At 51.3% G+C, this 13,843-nt stretch carries 15 protein-coding genes; all 15 read left to right on the forward strand.

Annotated features, from left to right (window positions below; all coding sequences use genetic code 11):
* Nucleotides 1-21: 21 nt before the first annotated feature.
* The 15 genes from SH449x_RS04420 to SH449x_RS04490 all read left to right on the forward strand — a co-directional run bounded on the left by SH449x_RS04420 (nt 22) and on the right by SH449x_RS04490 (nt 13,641).
* Nucleotides 22-2,388 carry an HD family phosphohydrolase gene (locus SH449x_RS04420; protein WP_482380111.1) on the forward strand — a complete coding sequence of 789 codons (2,367 nt, stop codon included), beginning with the start codon at nt 22-24 and terminating at the stop codon, nt 2,386-2,388.
* Between the two features lie 24 nt (nt 2,389-2,412).
* Nucleotides 2,413-2,772 carry a P-II family nitrogen regulator gene (locus SH449x_RS04425; RefSeq protein WP_482380112.1) on the forward strand — a complete coding sequence of 120 codons (360 nt, stop codon included), beginning with the start codon at nt 2,413-2,415 and terminating at the stop codon, nt 2,770-2,772.
* Between the two features lie 548 nt (nt 2,773-3,320).
* Entirely contained in the window at nt 3,321-4,883 is a 1,563-nt protein-coding gene (locus SH449x_RS04430; protein ID WP_482380113.1) for an aldehyde dehydrogenase (NADP(+)), read from the forward strand.
* Nucleotides 4,855-5,667, forward strand: a complete 813-nt coding sequence (truA, locus tag SH449x_RS04435; protein WP_482380114.1) for a tRNA pseudouridine(38-40) synthase TruA — start codon at nt 4,855-4,857, stop codon at nt 5,665-5,667. Before SH449x_RS04430 ends, truA begins: the two co-directional genes overlap by 29 nt.
* A 380-nt stretch (nt 5,668-6,047) precedes the next feature.
* Nucleotides 6,048-7,277, forward strand: a complete 1,230-nt coding sequence (locus SH449x_RS04440; RefSeq protein ID WP_482380115.1) for a polymorphic toxin-type HINT domain-containing protein — start codon at nt 6,048-6,050, stop codon at nt 7,275-7,277.
* An 11-nt stretch (nt 7,278-7,288) separates the two neighbouring features.
* A complete protein-coding gene (locus SH449x_RS04445; protein ID WP_482380116.1) occupies nt 7,289-7,696 on the forward strand; it encodes a hypothetical protein in 408 nt (135 codons plus the stop codon).
* A gap of 490 nt (nt 7,697-8,186) precedes the next feature.
* On the forward strand, nt 8,187-8,450 hold the full coding sequence (locus tag SH449x_RS04450; protein ID WP_482380117.1) for a transposase: 264 nt from the start codon (nt 8,187-8,189) through the stop codon (nt 8,448-8,450).
* Between the two features lie 157 nt (nt 8,451-8,607).
* Nucleotides 8,608-8,784: a hypothetical protein gene (locus SH449x_RS04455; protein ID WP_482380118.1), complete on the forward strand. Its 177-nt coding sequence runs from the start codon at nt 8,608-8,610 to the stop codon at nt 8,782-8,784.
* Nucleotides 8,785-8,922: 138 nt separating this feature from the next.
* Nucleotides 8,923-9,267 carry a hypothetical protein gene (locus tag SH449x_RS04460; RefSeq protein WP_482380119.1) on the forward strand — a complete coding sequence of 115 codons (345 nt, stop codon included), beginning with the start codon at nt 8,923-8,925 and terminating at the stop codon, nt 9,265-9,267.
* Between the two features lie 17 nt (nt 9,268-9,284).
* Nucleotides 9,285-9,509 (forward strand): hypothetical protein, encoded by a 225-nt coding sequence (locus tag SH449x_RS04465; protein WP_482380120.1) that lies wholly within the window; start codon nt 9,285-9,287, stop codon nt 9,507-9,509.
* Nucleotides 9,510-9,571: 62 nt separating this feature from the next.
* Nucleotides 9,572-10,210, forward strand: coding sequence for a polymorphic toxin-type HINT domain-containing protein (locus SH449x_RS04470; RefSeq protein WP_482380121.1), 639 nt, complete (start codon nt 9,572-9,574; stop codon nt 10,208-10,210).
* Nucleotides 10,211-10,213: 3 nt separating this feature from the next.
* A complete protein-coding gene (locus SH449x_RS04475) occupies nt 10,214-10,699 on the forward strand; it encodes a hypothetical protein (protein ID WP_482380122.1) in 486 nt (161 codons plus the stop codon).
* A 121-nt stretch (nt 10,700-10,820) separates the two neighbouring features.
* Nucleotides 10,821-11,849 carry a polymorphic toxin-type HINT domain-containing protein gene (locus tag SH449x_RS04480; RefSeq protein WP_482380123.1) on the forward strand — a complete coding sequence of 343 codons (1,029 nt, stop codon included), beginning with the start codon at nt 10,821-10,823 and terminating at the stop codon, nt 11,847-11,849.
* 78 nt (nt 11,850-11,927) lie between these two features.
* Nucleotides 11,928-12,110 (forward strand): transposase, encoded by a 183-nt coding sequence (locus tag SH449x_RS04485; RefSeq protein WP_482380124.1) that lies wholly within the window; start codon nt 11,928-11,930, stop codon nt 12,108-12,110.
* A 991-nt stretch (nt 12,111-13,101) separates the two neighbouring features.
* Nucleotides 13,102-13,641: a nucleotidyltransferase family protein gene (locus SH449x_RS04490; RefSeq protein ID WP_482380125.1), complete on the forward strand. Its 540-nt coding sequence runs from the start codon at nt 13,102-13,104 to the stop codon at nt 13,639-13,641.
* The last annotated feature ends 202 nt before the right edge of the window (nt 13,642-13,843 follow it).

A 13,843-nucleotide genomic window follows, 5' to 3' on the forward strand; every position in this document is an offset into this window, starting at 1 on the left:
CAGACAAAACGAGCCATAAACGTGTCCTCAACGACCGGAAACGTCAAAAACCGAAGTGAACGGGCCGCAAATCTAAAAATAGATCGGCACACTTGGCGGCAATCGCTTGCGCGAATCATGGAGTGGGAGTCGCTCGGCAGATTCGGCATAGCATTTATGGTTGCTATCGCACTTCTTTTATTTCTGCGGGCCTGGGAGCCACCGTTCACCTTTCAGCAAGGGCTGCTTCCGCAACGAGCGATCTTGGCTCGCGTTCCTTTCATGGTTGAGGACGAGAACAAGACCGAGGTTTTGAGGTTGCAGGCAGCCCGTGAGGTATTCTGCATCTACCAAAATCGAAACGAAGCTATCTCGCAGTTGGAGGGAGCCTGCAAGGAAGCCTTGATGTCCCTGCAAGATCTCACCGATCTCAGCGCAGTAACCACGGCTCAAACCGTAATCCTCGAAGCCCTGACGGTATCTCCGACCGACACCAACTCTCCCAAGATTTCCTACCCCGAGGCAATCGACACGATACGAGCTTGCCTTGGGAACGACGCAGGAATTTCCAAATACGACTCGGCGATGCGAGAGGTGTTCGCACCTTATCTCGAGATCGGCTTGATCAAAGCCTTAACGCATGACCTGGAGATGGGGAACCAGCGTTTCATCCGAGTGATTCAAGCCGGCGCTAGCGAAGAAAAGTTCATTGACGTTGATGTGCAACGAGTACGCGTTTCGGAAGTCATTATCACTCTCCGAGACTCTCTGGTACGCAAGTTCGAGAATCTGTACGAAACGAAGGATTCAAGATTGCTCGCCAAGATGGTCCATAATTTCTTGGCGAGCAAGCTTCCTGAGACACTGACACTGAGAGAAGATTTGAGTGCTAAAGCGAGACAAGAAGCGATTGCAGCGACCAAGCCCGCGATGGTGACCTACGATCCGTCGTTTGGTGCCGTCGTACCAAAGGGACGGGTGTTGGGGCCAAAGGAGATCGAGCTGCTGCGAGCGGAACACGAAGCCTTTACCAAGAGTTTGAACCTAAAGCACAAACTGCAAAGGTTTGCGGCTTTTGCAGGCTTGATCACAGCCTTGTATTTGCTGTGCGGGTACACCTTGTATCAATCTCAGGAACGCAAACTGATTACGGACCTCAAGCAATTCTTGAGAATGCTGGGGCTTTGCGTCGGCTGCATCGTATTGGCTGTATTGACGGTTCGTGATCCGCTTCGCGCAGATATCGCGCCGGTTACAATCGCCGCCATCGTAGCCACCTTGGCGTTCGGCAGACAGACGGCGTTGCTGCTCATGGCTGCTGTATGCTTGGTCATCATCTACGGCACCCGGGTTGATCTGTCCAGTTTTGTAAGACTCAGTGCGGCATCGGCAGGAGCGATAATGCTTTGCGGACGGATACGAAACCGAACGAGACTTATGTACGTGGGTGGTGGCGTAGCGGCGATCGTTTTCACAACGATCATCGGTGTTGGAATCATGACAGGGCAAGCACTGGGTGGCGCGACCGATGGTGCCACGCCGGGCTTTGTGCAGTCGGTGTCTGATGTGGTGCTCCCAACGCGGTTGCTTAGCGACGCTGGTTGGCAAGCGTTATTGGTACTCGCTTGTGGCCCGTTGCTGGTCGGATTGCTGCCAATTTTCGAATGGCTTTTTGATATTCAAACCGATTTGAGTTTGCTCGAGCTAAGTGACATGAGCCATCCGCTGTTGAGGCAACTCGCTCAGCGGGCACCTGGGACTTACAACCACAGTATATCGGTTGCCGCCTTGGCCGAATCCGCTGCGGAGGCGATTGGTGCGAACGGGTTGCTGGTAAGAGTCGGAGCCTGTTTCCATGACATCGGAAAGATGTTCAAGCCGAATTACTTTGTCGAAAATCAGACCGCCGGGAACAATCGACACGATACGTTGCAGCCAGCCATGAGCACTCTCATCATCATTGCCCACGTTAAAGACGGTGCCGACTTGGGGCGACAACATCGCTTACCTCAGAGAATCATTGACTTTATCGAACAGCACCATGGCACTACCTTAGTTGAATACTTTTATCGTCTGGCCAACAAGAAATGCGAAGAGGACCCCAGCTTAGACGAAGCCCCAGAGACTGCATTTCGCTATCCTGGGCCCAAACCTCAAACGCGAGAGGCAGCCATCCTGATGATTTCTGACGCCGTTGAGAGTGCATCGCGCGCTTTGGTTGAGCCGACTCCCTCGCGCTTAGAAGGCTTGGTAGAAAAGATTGCGATGAAGAAGCTACTCGACGGGCAGTTTGAGGAATGCGCGTTGACCCTAAAAGAGCTCGAGAAAATCAAGCGATCGCTCGTCAAGAGCCTGACTGCGATCTATCATGGTCGCATCAAATACCCCGAGCGGCAGTCTGCTAGTTGATTCTCTGTTGTCAGCAGAGGCTTGATGAGTGTAGAACGCTTGGTAAGAACCACTGTTGGTCAGGAAAAATCTGTGAAGCTTTTGTTGGCGGTCATTCAACCGAATAAACTGAACCCTGTTCGCGAAGCCTTGTATGATATTGGGGTTACGAACATCAACGTCCTTGATGTCCAGGGTTATGGTCGGCAAAAAGGACATTCGGCCCTCTATGGTGGCGTGGAGTACAAAATCAACTTGCTTCGTAAAGTCATGTTGGAAATCGAGGTCCACGAGGACTACATCGAACGGACGTTAGAGACGATCCAGACGGTTGCCAGGACCGGTAGTGACGGGGCAATCGGCGACGGCAAGGTTTTCATCTTGCCGACCTTGGATCTCGCGTGACGAATCGCAGTTAACTATTAGTGTAGCCGTTCACGGAACTGTTCAAGTAAGGGGAGAAGGCCCAGAGTTTTGGTTGAATTTTAGGAAGGCGAAAAGCAACACGCAGCCGGTACGGCTCTGCTTCGCTTTAGTCTTACGGCTCCACTGACCTTGCGTCAGTGGACCGATGATTCGTTGGCTAGCCACGGGACGCCGAACCCGCGTTCTTCGCCCCCATTTGAGCTTGCCTCAATGGAGCGCATGACTTGCTGGCTGGAGAACGCACCGACGCCGCGAAATCTTCGTCTCTCAAACTTCACCCTTCACAATTCAAACTTCCTTCGCTTCCACTGACACTTGGTAAGTGGAGAGCAAGGGGTAGGGGGTATACTTGTTGTCCATGAATATTTCAGCATAACGGTTCACTCCGTAAACGGTTACCTATCAGTTTTCGAGTGACGGGCTGAACATCCTGAGGAACGACTGCGACTAGTCTAAATGAGTGTTTTCGTGTAGTCTTACACCTTTCAAAGACGACGTAAATCGCACCCAAGACTAGGCAAAAACTCATGGAAAACGTTTATCTCAACGGCACCTGGAAAGCTTCGCAATCGGCTGGCAGTTTTCAGGCCACAAACCCGACCACGGGGGAAACGCTCGCGACCCAATTTCCGGTTAGTGGCTGGGAGGATGTCAACGAGGCCTTAGACGCTGCACAAGAAGCCTTTGCCGAACTGCGTTCTATCAGTGTTAACAAGCTAGCGGAGTTTCTTGATACATTCGCCGATTTGATCCAGGCCGACAAAGAAACATTGGTGAAGCTCGCGCACGAGGAGACAGGATTGCCCGTGGCTCCTCGCCTTGGCGATGTGGAGTTGCCTAGAACGGTAAACCAACTAAAGCTCGCAGCCGAGGCAGCAAGGACCGGTTCATGGGCGTTACCGGTTATCGATTCCAAGGCAAACATTCGTGCGTGTTACCAGGCGATTGGGCCAGTCTGCGTTTTCGGCCCCAACAATTTTCCCTTTGCGTTTAACAGCTTGGCAGGTGGTGACTTTGCAGCCGCTATCGCTGCGGGCAACCCAGTGATAGGTAAAGCGAATTCGTCCCATCCAGCGACGACCAAACGCTTTGCGGAACTTGCATCGCAAGCCATCGAAAAGACAGGTATGCCGCGCGGGTTGGTTCAATTGATTTACCGCACATCGCACGCGGACGGCGAGCGATTCGTAGGTGATCCACGCCTGGCCACTGTGGGGTACACGGGCTCACGTAACGCTGGGCTTGCACTAAAGGCCGTAGCAGATCGGGTTGGAAAGCCTTTCTATGCTGAGCTCTCGAGCGTTAATCCGGTCGTCTTTTTGCCAGGCTCCCTCAAAGAGCGTGGAGCCGCTCTGGTCGACGAATACGTTGGCAGTGGTTTGATGGGGGCTGGCCAGTTCTGCACCAATCCAGGGATGCTGCTCCTGGTCGAATCGCCGGAGACCGATACGTTCATCCATGGGGTCGTCGAAAAATATCAAGCGGCTGCACCTGGGACGTTGCTCTCGCGAAGCGTTGAGACGTCCCTTGGCAAGAGCGTAGAATTGCTAACCAAGGCTGGAGCCGCCTTGTTGACTGGTGGCGAGAAACAGCCTGGTGGCCGCTGTGCTTTTGGCAACACGGTCATGAAGATTTCAGGCAGTCAATTCTTGAGCGACCCGCACGTTTTCCAGACGGAAGCATTTGGAAACGCTGTGCTTATCGTCGTTTGCAAGTCGCTGGACGAATTGGTTTCGAGCTTGAAGCAGTTAGAGGGCAATCTTACCGGCTGCATCTACTCCGCCAAAGATGGAAGTGATGATGCTGCCTATCCGGCCGTTGCATGTGAACTTGCTCAGCGAGTCGGTCGCTTGCTGAACGACAAGATGCCGACCGGCGTGGCGGTTAGTCCAGCCATGAATCATGGTGGTCCGTTTCCCGCGACGGGGCATCCAGGCTTTACGGCTGTTGGAATTCCTGCCAGCATGATCCGATTTGCGAAGCTGACCTGTTTCGATGCGGTTCGTCCGGAAAGATTGCCAGATTTGTTACAGGACGGCAACCCGAGAAAGGCGTGGCGAAATGTCGATGGAGTCTGGTCCAACGCCTAGCGTACCCGGATTGCGAAACTTTGCCATCACCGTTTCCTATAACGGGACACGGTATGGAGGTTGGCAGATACAGAACAATGCGACCTCGATTCAACAAAAGCTTCAAGAAGCGATCGCCCAAGCGACTTCGGAGCATGTGATTGTTCGGGGGAGCGGCCGGACTGATTCCGGGGTTCATGCACTTGGGCAAATCGCTACATTTCGTCTAGAGAATTGGCGAGCCCCAGCGGATCGACTGGTGCCTGCGTTAAACAGATTCTTGCCAAAGTCTATCGTCGTAAAGCGTTGCCGAGACGCGGTGCTCGCCTTTGATCCGACCCGCGACGCGATCAGCAAACGCTATCGATACACCATCCGCAATGCGAGGGTCCCCGATGCGTTGTACTATCCGTTTCAATGGTGGTATCCCAGGCCCCTCGAAGTGGAGCCCATGAAACAAGCCGCCAGTTGGTTATTGGGGACGCACGATTTCAAAGCCTTTGAGACCCTTGGTTCTCCACGAAAAACCAGCGTTCGAACCATTTACGATTTACAAGTGCTGTCGTTTGAGCATGACGACGGTCAAGATATCTGGATCGAGATTGAGGCAGATGGATTCCTTTACAACATGGTTAGGAACATCGCTGGAGCCTTATGCGAGGTGGGAGTAGGCCGATTTGGCCATCGTTGGATTCAGTCCGTTTTGGAGTCCAAGGTGCGTGATTCATCGAGCCAGACAGCACCACCTCAAGGCCTATCCTTGGTCAGAGTCAATTACCCCGACTCTTTATTCTTGAGCCCATGATTCAAGCCAAAGGACCACGTGGCTGGACTGTCAAAACGATTTAAGTCGTTGCAATCCTTTTAGTTGCGAGAGTTTTCTTATTGTCGGCTTGCCTCCCGACTCCGTGTACCCGATCAACCCAGGTAGCCATGGGGTTTTGAGTTGGTTTGTGGGCCGTAGTGGAGATGCCTTTGATCAAACGGTCAATTTCGTTTCTGGGTTGGGAGACGGCATGACATTTGGCGCATCCAAAGCTATGCCAAATGCAATTGGCATGGATTATGTGGATGAAAATGGAGCAGCCTATTTCGTAGGCGATCTTTCTACGATGGCAATCCCAGGTCCGACAGCTATTGCCAAACACGGCACCACAGTTTGGAAGCTCCACAACAAATTCGACGATGCTGGAAAGTGTGCGAGTTGGCTCACAAAGCTATGTCAAAGGCGGTTGCTTCGTCTCAGGAACACCAGTCACGATTTCCTCACTACCCTATTCTGCCGAACGAGAATCTTCTCTCTGGAGTGAAACCGATTGGCTTGAGTCCTACTCCCTTCGCCCCGCTTCGGGGAGAGGGGTTGGGGGTGAGGGGCTGGCTGCCAAGAATCACCTCCATCATTCCACTTCACCCTTCTCACTTCAAACTTCTCTCCACATTCCCATCGAGCAAATCCCCCTCGGTGCTCGCATCCCGACCAAGAATCCTCGTCCTTGGGAATACGACGACACGCTCCCTGAGCCTGATCAAGCGACCTGGGCCAAGGTCTCCATCACGATGCATCGCAACGATGGCGGCATCGTGGATGCAAAATTGATTCGGCCTCGCTGGTGGATCGCTCAGCACAACATCGTCGCTGGCAAGCACTTGCCGATGAACATCGAGGAGTTGCAAGTCCACGGCCCCGCCATCGTCACCGCTGTTGACGAATGTCCTGAAATTGCAAGCGGCGTGGCACGGACTTCCAGTCCGTCCAATCACACCGAGAGGACCAGCGTCGTCACCGCCCGTTTCATCACACGTGAAGTCAACACGATCGCCCGAGCCGAGATTATCGGTCCTGATGGAACCATCGAACTCATCGAAGGCACTCCCATCCACCCCATCTGGTCGGTCGACAATAACGATTGGGTCCCGCTAGATGAACTCACCGAAGGCGAAACGCTCCAAGCGTCCGACGGCATCGCCACCGTTTTATCGCTTGCCCTCGTCACCTGCTCGCTCCCCGTCTACAATATCGAGGTCCACGGCGAGCACGTGTACGAGGTCGGTGAGCTTGGGCTGCTGGTGCATAATAGCGCTCAAGATTGTATTAATGCTTTAGAAGCAGGAAACGAACACAAGCTAATAACCGGAGCATCGGAAGCCGTCTTGCGGATTGTCGATGATACGTTGGAAGTAACCTCGCCCTACGTTCAGAACCCTAGTTTCATTGAATTCGTTAGCGATGTCAGAACAGTTGCTCATGCGACAGGAGCTAAGGTAATAAAAATGAAAGATGTTGGTTTTGGATTCGGCACGGTCGAAGGAAAAGCAAATCTGATGAAGTCTTTGTTCGAGCGACATGGCACAGTTAAAAAGACAGGAACCGATCTACTTGGGGATCTATACGAAATTGTCATCCGATTGGATTGAGGTTGATTGATATGAAAATAACGAAAGCAACGAGAGACTATTGCGGTCATGTATTGAAAGATTCGGCAATTGTTCTGAACAAATTGACTGAACTTCGAACAGCGAACAAATCTTATCATCCTCAAGCAGATGCGTTATCCTGGGATGATGAGTACAGCGAAGATTTTTCGCATGAGATGAAGCGAGTTTTTATTGTTTTACTACAGCTTCGTACAAGAAAAATTTTGGATTCGATCGATTGTGTAGGATTAGAAGTCCTTGGGTTATCTCAATTTATGGCAACCACGTGGTCGTTTAATTGCCCAGCTCGATTTGCGAGCACTTTAGCCCAAGACTACGTCGACATGCGAAATCTGTTTCAGTCTCAATCAGATGCGTTGATTTCTGAAGCACTGGGGAGAGGTACATCCGACTTTTAGTAATCCAAATACGAGGATCCTGGGGGACACGGAAAGCGCCGGGATAAACCGGATTGGAGTTGGGAATGCAAGAGTCCTACAAAGAAGATTTAGCCAATCACTTTGACCTCGAGTTGTACGCTGATGGCGGTAACGTCATGGGTGTAGATCTTTGCACCTGACGAGATTGCCATCGTCCACCGTATCAACCGAACCGCCAGAAGATGTTTCCTCTTAGGCTACCATCCGGTTACTGGTAATAGCAATCGGTGCAAGGCACTTTTCGGGCCCCCGGGTCGACGGGCGAGAAATCCCCAACCAACCCCAATGAGGTTGCACAACGCCCCATGTTGAACCCCGTTGGGGGGTCTTATTACATCTAAGTTGCCGTTTCCCGGGGTGCGCTCCGCGCCCCCGGGCTTTGATGTTTGGGGGAAGAAAAGGGGACGGGGGTAGTTTTGCGTGAAAACGGGGGCTGCAATTGGCGATTTTGCATTGTGGGAGCGGTGTGATGCCACGACAAAAACGGATCGATGAGGCAGGTACAGTCTATCATGCGCTCAATCGTGGTAACGCGAGACAAACAATTTTCAACATGCATGAAGATTACGACGCGTTCATTCGCGTGCTCGCTGATGGGTTGGAGAAATACTCGGTTCAGCTTTTCTCGTTCACACTTATGCAAAATCATTGGCATCTCGTTTTGCGACCGACCCAAGATGGACAAATGGGCAAGTTTCTACGCTGGGTGATGGCAACGCACGCGTTGCGTTAACATGCTCATTACCATACTCTCGGCGAGGGGCATATTTATCAGTCTCGTTACAAGAGTTTTCCTGTGTAAGACGACAGCCACTTCTACGTTCTCTGTCGATACGTAGAACGGAACCCTGTTCGCGCCAACTTGGTCGAACGTGCGGAGAGCTGGCAGTATGGCTCGTTGTATCGTTGGAATCAGTCTGTGGAACCCAGTCCCCCAATTTTGTCACCGTGGCCGACCGTTTGGCGACGACGAATGGACCGAAGAGATGGCAGAAAAGCACGGAGTTTGGTTTACACTGCGTCCTATCGGGCGTCCAATCAAGAAAAAGAAGCCGACGCCCCCCTGAAACTACCCCCGTCCCCTTTTCTTTCTTCTCACCGAAGGGGAAACACTCCAAGCGTCTAACGGCATCGCCACCGTTTTATCGCTTGCCCTCGTCACCTGCTCGCTCCCCGTCTACAATATTGAAGTCCACGGCGAGCACGTGTACCAAGTCGGTGAGCTTGGGCTGCTGGTGCACAATGCATGCATCGTGGACGACGTGCTGAACGAATCTGCGAGCGCTATTCGTAACATTACAAGTAAATTTAAATTGACTGAAGCTGAAGCATTGCAGGCAGGCCTCAAATGGCTTGGCAGCGGCTATAAAGAGATAGGCAAAGCGGGTAGCGGAGTGTATCGAAGTGCAGATGGACTTCGACAGTTCAGGATTGATCCTAGCTCACTTCTAGGGCAACATCCGCCCAATATTCCCCATGTTCATTTTGAGTGGTTCAAATCGATCTTTAAAAAAGTTCCTGGTGGTAACAACCATGTTCCTATATTTTGAGAAGCAGTCATATGCGAATGGAAGGCACAATAACGTTCGGCGAATTCTCAGGATGGAGACTGAAAATTCAACCCGATAAGCAAAATACCGGTGGATACTATCTTCTTGCATTCAATCCGCTAGATCCGTCAAGTGGTTGGGATGAATGGTACGAGTCCGAACAGGATGTAAAGATAGCACTTTCGGAGCATTCTTTTCAAGTAACTTGGGATGCCGACGAGCAAGGAGAACTAAGTAGGTGAGTTAGTCTGCGGAAAAAAGCGGCCATTTACTTTTCGCTAATTCCCGCTCTTCCCAACCCGAAGTGTCAGCGAGGGAACTTGGCTCGGTCGTCACCGCGCGCTTCATCATCCGCGAAGTCAACACAATCGTCCGAGCCGAGATCATCGGCCCCGATGGAACGATCGAAACGATTTCTGGCACGCCCATCCACCCGATCTGGTCCGTTGACCGCAACGATTGGGTTCCGCTAGGTGAACTAACCGAAGGCGAAACGCTCCAAGCGTCCGACGGCATCGCCACCGTTTTATCGCTTGCCCTCGTCACCTGCTCGCTCCCCGTCTACAATATCGAAGTCCACCGTGAGCACGTGTACGAGGTCGGTGTGCTTGACCTGTTGGTACATAACAGTGATCTTACATGCAGTATGCTCGGACTAGACGATGCAAAATACGTTGTTGATGGAACTATTCACGTGATCGATGACGTTGCCTACGCATATATTAACCGAGTAGGGCTACAGGCTGGTGTCAAATCAGGCGGCGTGGGCTTCTTGAAGGTCACTCAAAAACTAATGGACTCTGCGAAGAACATGGGAGCGAAGTCAATTTTTGCTGAAGCTGAAATAAAAGAACAATCAGGTCGACTAATTGATATCCTCTATAAGCAGGGTTGGAATGGGTATAAGGATTCTTTTAAGATTTTCTTGATGAAAGATCTCTAGGTTATGGAAATTGACATCACTCCAGAGATCAGGGCATTCCGAATATTCAAACGAGTGAAATGTTTCCGGTTTTGCGATTGCGTGTCGAATTTGCCTTCGCAAGCAGTTCCCTTGTTGGATTCGACTGCCCATCATCACGAAAAGCCGATCGGCTGGTTACCGAATCATCCGCATGTGGAGAAAGATAATCCTGAGCAGAATGGCCAGCGGTTTTTAATACTTACCGACAAAGCCATCTATGATGTCTGGTCGGAGCGCGTCACACGGTACTGCTACAGCGATATGGGTTGGCCCAGTTGGGAAGGAAAGAAATCGGATCTAGATCGCGGGGGAGTTCTCCAAGTGTCGGCTGTTCGTGGTGACGAAATGCACATACCCGTAAACTACTGCGACCAAACGGGAGCTTCGATCTTCTCCATCTGGAGATTCCTTATAGCGATCTGTCATCGAGAAAGAACTCGACGGAACTCTGAGGGAAACATGGAGTAGCTGAGTCCGCAAAGTGAGCTGAGTAGCCGGTTCGCTGAGTCGTAGGAAAGCGAGATGGGGACGGGGGGGGCTCTTCTCTAGGTGTTGGATCGCTCAGCACAACATCGTCGCGGGCAAACACTTGCCGATGAACATCGAGGAGTTGCAAGTCCACGGCTCCGCCATCGTCACCGCTGTTGACGAATGCCTCGAAATCGCAAGCGGCGAAGGTTCCGTCGTCACCGCCCGTTTCATCACTCGCGAAGTCAACACGATCGTCCGAGCCGAGATCATCGGCCCCGACGGAACGATCGAACTCTTCGAAGGCACTCCCATCCACCCCATCTGGTCGCTTGACCGCAACGACTGGGTTCCACTCGGTGAGCTCATCGAAGGGGAAACGCTCCAAGCCGCCGGTGGCATCGCCACCGTTTTATCCCTTGCCCTCGTCACCTGCTCGCTCCCCGTCTACAATATCGAAGTCCACGGCGAACACGTCTACCAAGTCGGCGAACTTGGCCTGTTGGTGCATAATGCTTACCCAAATATCGCCCCAAATGTGACCGATTCGAAGCTTCGAAACTTAGTTAGTGATCTATTCAAGGGAACGAAAACTCCAAACCCACTTGGAACAGGATCAACGGCAGATGCAGTAAGAAATGAACTCCTTACTGGACTTCCAACGCATGGGCGTTTCCATTCTCAGAAAGCTCAGGAGTACGTTAACGCATTGACAAATTGGCTAAAGAAGAATCCCAACGCCTCGCATCATGACCAACTCGTGGCGAGAAGTCTAATCGATGACCTTCGAGCTGCGCTGGGGGGGGAATTAATGATGTCAACGATTTCATTCTGCGAACGGCTATGTGAACAAGTAACGGTTGCGCGACCAATCTTAAACGAACATCTCGCAGACTATGACGAGTTGCTCCCGCATGTGTTCCTTGGTCAAATCACAAGACATGTACTATCTGATAAACCTGGCCGTTCCCAAATCGTCGATTTTCTTGAAAATAACTTTCATAAACTTGGTCCAGAAATAGAGGAATTGATTGCTGTATCCTTTATCGAGAACATTGAAACTGAATACGATCTTGAGCAAGCTACTCGAGGTGTGTCCGCCGAACACCTCAAAGCGGAATGGAGACGACAAAAGCAAAGAGATAGATAGGGAAGAAAAGGGGACGGGGGTAGTTTTGCATGAAAACGGGGGCTGCAATTGGCGATTTTGCATTGTGGGAGCGGTGTGATGCCACGACAAAAACGGATCGATGAGGCAGGTACAGTCTATCATGCGCTCAATCGCGGTAACGCGAGACAAACAATTTTCCACAAGCATGAAGATTACGAAGCGTTCATTCGCGTGCTCGCTGATGGTTTGGAGAAATACTCGGTTCAGCTTTTCTCGTTCACACTTATGTCAAATCATTAGCATCTCGTTTTGCGACCGACCCAAGATGGACAAATGGGCAAGTTTCTACGCTGGGTTACGGCAACGCACGCGTTGCGTTAACATGCTCATTACCATACTCTCGGCGAGGGGCATATTTATCAGTCTCGCTACAAGAGTTTTCCTGTGTAAGACGACAGCCACTTCTACGTTCTCTGTCGATACGTAGAACGGAACCCTGTTCGCGCCAACTTGGTCGAACGTGCGGAGAGCTGGCAGTATGGCTCGTTGGAATCAGTCTGTGGAACCCAGTCCCCCAATTTTGTCACCGTGGCCGACCGTTTGGCGACGATAAATGGACCGAAGAGATGGCAGAAAAGCACGGAGTTTGGTTTACACTGCGTCCTATCGGGCGTCCATGCAAGAAAAAGAAGCCGACGAAACTGTTTAGTGCAGTTGCGGGCAAACCGCTAGTGATTAATTCGACCAGGAGCCTTCGGCGGCAACAGCGTTACAACACCCGCCCGAGGACGCGGGAGCTTCTTTCGATTAACTTTATCGCGTCCCGGTAAGGTAAGCGAAGCCCGCACATCCGCGATTTCCTTTTGTTGTTCCGATAAGCGTGGGGAATCGGTCTGTTCTCAAAGGCCGCTATTTCTGTATTCCTCTGTAGCCGTTCTACGTATGTGGGCCTATTTCTGAACGAAGTGGTCACGTTTGAGCGTCGACCGCTTTTTCTTATTTCACAACAGACGCTACAATTCGATGGTCGATGAAAATACTGTGTCCCCAAGCTGTCCGTTGGTTTACACCACCGGCAGTTCATGTATCGCCCTCCAGGCTATTTGTTGCGGTGCGAATCTGGTGAGTTCTACGACCAAAGCAAGGTCCGTAACACGCCACAGCTACCGGAGCCAAATCTTGGTGTATGGATCGATTTATGCTATAATCAGGTGACTTTGTGAAAGGGAATCAGATGGTGCATGGACTGACTGTTGTCGGTGATCAACTCTGGAGGAAGATAGGCGAGTCAATGGATCGAGTTGAACTACGACTACGAAAGACAAATTCAATACTCGAAGCGGCTGGTATTCCTTTCGCGATTGTAGGTGGGAATGCGGTGAGAATTTGGGTTGCCCAGGTCGATCCAGGTGCTGTGCGAGCAACCAATGACGTCGACGTTTTGATACGCCCTGAAAACCTTGAAGAAGCCAAGAAGGCGATGGCAGACAATGGGTATCGATATCGAAAGGTTGCAGGATTGGACATGTTCCTTGAAGGCGACGAAGATTCGGCTCGATTTGGGATTCATGTTGTTATTGCGAACCGAATGGTCAAGGAGAATGACTATGAAGCAAATCCCGATGTTGAGCCTAGCGAGTTTGGTGATGGAATTCGTACGTTGCCTTTGGAAAGATTGGTCCGAATGAAACTAAACTCCTTTCGCCTGAAGGATCGCGTGCATCTACTGGATTTGATCGAGGTCGGTTTGCTGGACAGAACTTGGATCGATAGATTTCCAGACGTGCTTGGCGAAAGACTTCGGGAACTTATCGACAACCCAGACCAATAGCGATTGGCCCAGTTTCGAGTAATCTAGGGCGGGTAATCTAGGGCGGGTAATCTAGGGGACACAGCATTTTTGCAGGGTTTATGGATTGGGATATACTTGGCGGCTATGACGAGTCTCCTGTTTTTCCCTGCTAACGGAGGTTCTCATGGCTCACATTTCATGGGTGGTTATCTTTGCACCTTACGGAGTTGCAATAGTTCAT

The organism is Brakhagea baltica (assembly GCF_052161605.1).
Taxonomy (GTDB): domain Bacteria; phylum Planctomycetota; class Planctomycetia; order Pirellulales; family Pirellulaceae; genus JBKCUI01.

Coding starts and splice junctions, on each gene's coding strand:
- SH449x_RS04425 (WP_482380112.1), top strand. CDS start 2,413: ATGAGTGTAGAACGCTTGGTAAGAACCACTGTTGGTCAGGAAAAATCT.
- SH449x_RS04455 (WP_482380118.1), top strand. CDS start 8,608: ATGGCTCGTTGTATCGTTGGAATCAGTCTGTGGAACCCAGTCCCCCAA.
- SH449x_RS04445 (WP_482380116.1), top strand. CDS start 7,289: ATGAAAATAACGAAAGCAACGAGAGACTATTGCGGTCATGTATTGAAA.
- SH449x_RS04475 (WP_482380122.1), top strand. CDS start 10,214: ATGGAAATTGACATCACTCCAGAGATCAGGGCATTCCGAATATTCAAA.
- SH449x_RS04490 (WP_482380125.1), top strand. CDS start 13,102: ATGGATCGAGTTGAACTACGACTACGAAAGACAAATTCAATACTCGAA.
- SH449x_RS04430 (WP_482380113.1), top strand. CDS start 3,321: ATGGAAAACGTTTATCTCAACGGCACCTGGAAAGCTTCGCAATCGGCT.
- SH449x_RS04465 (WP_482380120.1), top strand. CDS start 9,285: ATGGAAGGCACAATAACGTTCGGCGAATTCTCAGGATGGAGACTGAAA.
- SH449x_RS04440 (WP_482380115.1), top strand. CDS start 6,048: ATGCTGGAAAGTGTGCGAGTTGGCTCACAAAGCTATGTCAAAGGCGGT.
- SH449x_RS04450 (WP_482380117.1), top strand. CDS start 8,187: ATGCCACGACAAAAACGGATCGATGAGGCAGGTACAGTCTATCATGCG.
- truA (WP_482380114.1), top strand. CDS start 4,855: ATGTCGATGGAGTCTGGTCCAACGCCTAGCGTACCCGGATTGCGAAAC.
- SH449x_RS04485 (WP_482380124.1), top strand. CDS start 11,928: ATGCCACGACAAAAACGGATCGATGAGGCAGGTACAGTCTATCATGCG.